We start from the raw sequence: 3704 nt of genomic DNA on the forward strand, positions 1-3704 counted from the left end.
GACGTCGGCCGGGGCGGGTGGGGGCCCCGCTTCCGCTGGGCCGCCCACGTGGTCCGCAGCCCCTCCGCGAGGTCGCCCTCGACATCGGGTTCGCCGGTGACGTACGCCTGCGCGAGGCGCAGCGCGCGCCGGGAGCGCGCCACCACGACGGGTGCGTCGGCCGGGCCGGTCTCACTGCCGTCCCAGACGCGCAGGTGGGCGGCAACGGGCGGGGCAAGGGTGCTCATCGGGCGGGATTCTCCTTGGTCTCCTCGTTCTCCTTGGTGAACAGGTACTGCTGGACGTCTAGGTAGCCGGAGCGGAATCCGGCCTCGGAGTAGGCGAGGTAGAAGGTCCACAGGCGGCGGAAGGTCGCGTCGAAGCCGAGGGCGCCGACCTCGTCGGCATGGTGCGTGAACCGCTCGCGCCACAGCCGCAGGGTCTCGGCGTAGTGGGCGCCGAAGGCGTCACGGCGGGACAGGCGCAGCCGGGTGTGCTCGCGGGCGGTGTCCTCGATCGCCTCGGTGGAGGGGATGAGGCCGCCGGGGAAGACGTACTTGTGGATCCAGGTGAAGGTGTCACGGGCGGCCAGCATGCGGTCGTGGGGCATGGTGATCGCCTGGAGCGCCACCCGGCCGCCCGGGGCGAGCCGTTCGTCGAGGGTGCGGAAGTAGGCCGGCCAGAACTCCGCGCCGACCGCCTCGATCATCTCCACGCTGACGACGGCGTCGTACTCCCCGCCCGCCTCCCGGTAGTCGCACAGCTCGACCGCGACGCGGTCCTGGAGGCCCGCCGCCCGTACGCGTTCCAGGGCCAGGGCCCGCTGCTCGGCGGAGAGGGTGAGCGAGGTGACGCGGGCGCCTCGGGCGGCGGCGCGCAGGGCCAGTTCGCCCCAGCCGGTGCCGATCTCCAGCAGCCGGGTGCCCTCGCCGACACCGGCGAGGTCGAGCAGCCGGTCGATCTTGCGGTGCTGGGCCGCCGCCATGAGGTCCCAGCTCGCCGGGAAGCCGCGGAAGACGGCCGAGGAGTAGCTGAGGGTGTCGTCGAGAAAGAGGGCGAACAGGTCGTTGGAGAGGTCGTAGTGGCGGCTGATGTTGGCGCGGGAGCCGTCGGGGGTGTTGCGTTCCTCGTGCGGGTGCCGCAAGGCCCACAGTCCGCGCAGGCGTTGCAGCGGGGCCGGGATCAGGCCGGCCAGGTCTCCGGCGAGCACGGTCAGGACGGCGACGAGGTCGGGGGCGTCCCACTCGCCGGCCATGTAGGACTCGCCGAACCCGACCAGGCCGCCGGTGCCGATCCGGGCGTGGAAGGCGGCCGGGTCGCGCACCTCCAGCAGCGGGCCGCCGCGTCCCGCGTCGTCGCGGCCGGCGAACCGGGCCCGCACGGGCAGCCCGTCCAGCGCCCGGCGGACCAGCGCGCCGGTCACGGCGGTACGCGGCCACGAGGATGCGGGTACGACGGCCACGTCCGGCCAGCGCTCGGCGTCGACGGGCGTGTCGGCGGTGCTGCGGTGGTCCGCGGTTCTCATGTCGTGTTCTCCGGGGTGCGGTGGTCGTCGGGTCGGGGCTGGACGGGCAGGCCCCGCAGGTGGAGGCGGATGCCGTGGAAGCGGATCGCGGCCGAGGCGGCGAGGGTGGACCAGGGGTGGCGCAGAGCGGCCCGCAGCAGGTTCGGGACGGTCGCCGGATGCCGGGTGCCGTGGACGGTGGCCGTCAGGGTGCGGGCGGCCTCGCGGTCCAGGCGCACGGTCAGGTCGAGCCGGGGGCCCGGTCTCGGCAGCCGCATGCGGTAGCGGCCGTCCACGGGGAGGAACGGCGAGACGTAGAACTCCTTGTCGGCACCGGCCGTCCCGGTCTCGTCGGGGTGGAGGAGATAGGCGTGCCGGCCGCCGTAGGTGTTGTGCACCTCGGCGACCACGCAGCGCGGTTCGCCGTCGGGTCCGTGGCACCAGTACAGGCTGATCGGGTTGAACACGTACCCGAACACCCGGGCGTGGGTGAGCATCAGCACCGGCCCGCCCTCCAGGTCGATCCCGTGCCCGGCGAGGAAGGCGTCGAGGGCGGCGCGCAGGGACGGCTGGCCGCCGGTGAAGTGGTCGCGCGGGTCGAACCGTGCCAACGGCCGCAGCGGGAGGGGCAGTCGGGGCGGGCGGTCGGGGTCGATCAGCCACATGTACGTGCGGTGGCGCAGCGCGTACCGCGACGGGGTGGTCCGAACATGGCGGATCGTGCACGTGTACAGGGCGGCGTTCACCAGCGTGCCCCCAGCGCGGCGGCGGCCTCGACGCCGGAGCGGCAGCCGTCCTCGTGGAACCCCCACCCGTGGTAGGCACCCGCGAACACGCAGACGTCGCGGGCGAGTTCGGGCAGCCGGTGCTGGGCGGCCACCGACTCCGGGGTGTAGACGGGGTGTTCGTAGACCATGCGGGCCAGCACCCGTCCGCTGTCGACGCGGTCCTCGCCCCCCAGGGTGACGACGAACGTCTCGGCGGCGTCGAGGCGTTGGAGCCGGTTCATGTCGTAGCTGACCCGTACGCGGTCGGCGCCCGACGTGCAGGACGGCATGAGGTAGTTCCAGGAGGCGCGGGCGCCGCGGGCACGGGGCAGCAGGCTGGTGTCGGTGTGCAGGAACGTGGTGTTGCGCGAGTAGCGGAACGCCCCCAGCACCTCCCGCTCCCGGTCGGTCGGGTCGGCGAGCAGGCGCAGCGCCTGGTCCGGGTGGACCGCGATCACCACGGCGTCGTACGAGTCGGTGCCGTCGCCGGCGGTCACCTCGGTGCGGTCGGCGTGGCGGCGTACGGCCTGTACGGGGGTGCCGGTGCGGATCTCGGTGATGTGTTCGGCGACGCGGGCGACGTACTCGCGGGAACCGCCGGTGACCGTACGCCACACCGGTGATCCGCCGACCGACAGGAGCCCGTGGTGCTCCAGGAAGCGGAACAGATAGGCGGCCGGGTAGCGCAGGGCGGTGACGGCGTCGCAGGACCAGACGGCCGAGACGACCGGGGTCATGAAGTGGGCGCGGAAGTAGGCCGAGAAGCCCTCCCGGTCCAGGAACTCGCCCAGGGTGAGGTCCTGTTCGCCGTCCCGGGCCAGCAGGCGCCGCGCGGCCCGGTGGAAGACGGGCACCTCCGCGAGCAGCCGCAGGTACGCGCCGCGCAGGGCGTGGCGGGGGCGGGCGAGCAGACCGGCGGGGCCGCGCGCGCCCGCGTACTCCAGGCCGCAGCCCTCGCACCGGACCGACATGCTCATCTCCGACTCCTGCGTGGCGACGCCGAGTTCGTCGAAGAGGCGCAGGAGGTTCGGGTAGGTGCGGCGGTTGTGCACGATGAACCCGGAGTCCACGCGGTGCATCCGGCCGTCGTACGGCGAGGTCAGCTCGTGGGTGTGCGCGTGTCCGCCGAGCCGGTCGTCGGCCTCGTACAGGGTGACGTGGCAGGTCCGGCCCAGGATGTACGCGGCGGTCAGTCCCGCCACGCCGGAGCCCACCACAGCTGTCCGCCTCATCCTCTTTCCTCCCGGGCTCGCGATCAGGTCCACGCGTAATCCGGAGCAGGTGGCGCCGCGGATTGGAGTGGAGCCGCATCAGATTCCGGGGCCTCGGGGGCACCGTCGACGAACCGGGGGCCAAGGGGCGGGGGCGTAAGCGGTGCGCATCTTGACGTCGCTGGTCACGAAGCTGGCGCGCGTGGGCATCGGGATACTCGTGCTGGTCGGAGAGCCGAACGT

At 73.4% G+C, this 3704-nt stretch carries 3 protein-coding genes and 1 pseudogene; all 4 read right to left on the reverse strand.

Going from position 1 to position 3704, the window contains the following annotated elements:
• A pseudogene (locus AOK24_RS32880) lies at window positions 1–227 on the reverse strand (SAM-dependent methyltransferase); the annotation flags it as partial.
• Window positions 224–1504, reverse strand: coding sequence for a class I SAM-dependent methyltransferase (locus tag AOK24_RS32885; RefSeq protein WP_055723676.1), 1281 nt, complete (start codon window positions 1502–1504; stop codon window positions 224–226). The pseudogene AOK24_RS32880 and the gene AOK24_RS32885, both read right to left, overlap by 4 nt.
• Complete coding sequence (locus tag AOK24_RS32890) at window positions 1501–2229, reverse strand: DUF1365 domain-containing protein (RefSeq protein WP_055723677.1); 729 nt, start codon at window positions 2227–2229, stop codon at window positions 1501–1503. Before AOK24_RS32890 ends, AOK24_RS32885 begins: the two co-directional genes overlap by 4 nt.
• A complete protein-coding gene (locus AOK24_RS32895) occupies window positions 2226–3482 on the reverse strand; it encodes an NAD(P)/FAD-dependent oxidoreductase (RefSeq protein WP_055723678.1) in 1257 nt (418 codons plus the stop codon). The genes AOK24_RS32890 and AOK24_RS32895 overlap by 4 nt, the downstream gene beginning before the upstream one ends.
• Window positions 3483–3704: the final 222 nt, after the last annotated feature.

This window comes from Streptomyces niveiscabiei (genome assembly GCF_001419795.1).
Classification (GTDB): Bacteria; Actinomycetota; Actinomycetes; order Streptomycetales; family Streptomycetaceae; genus Streptomyces; species Streptomyces niveiscabiei.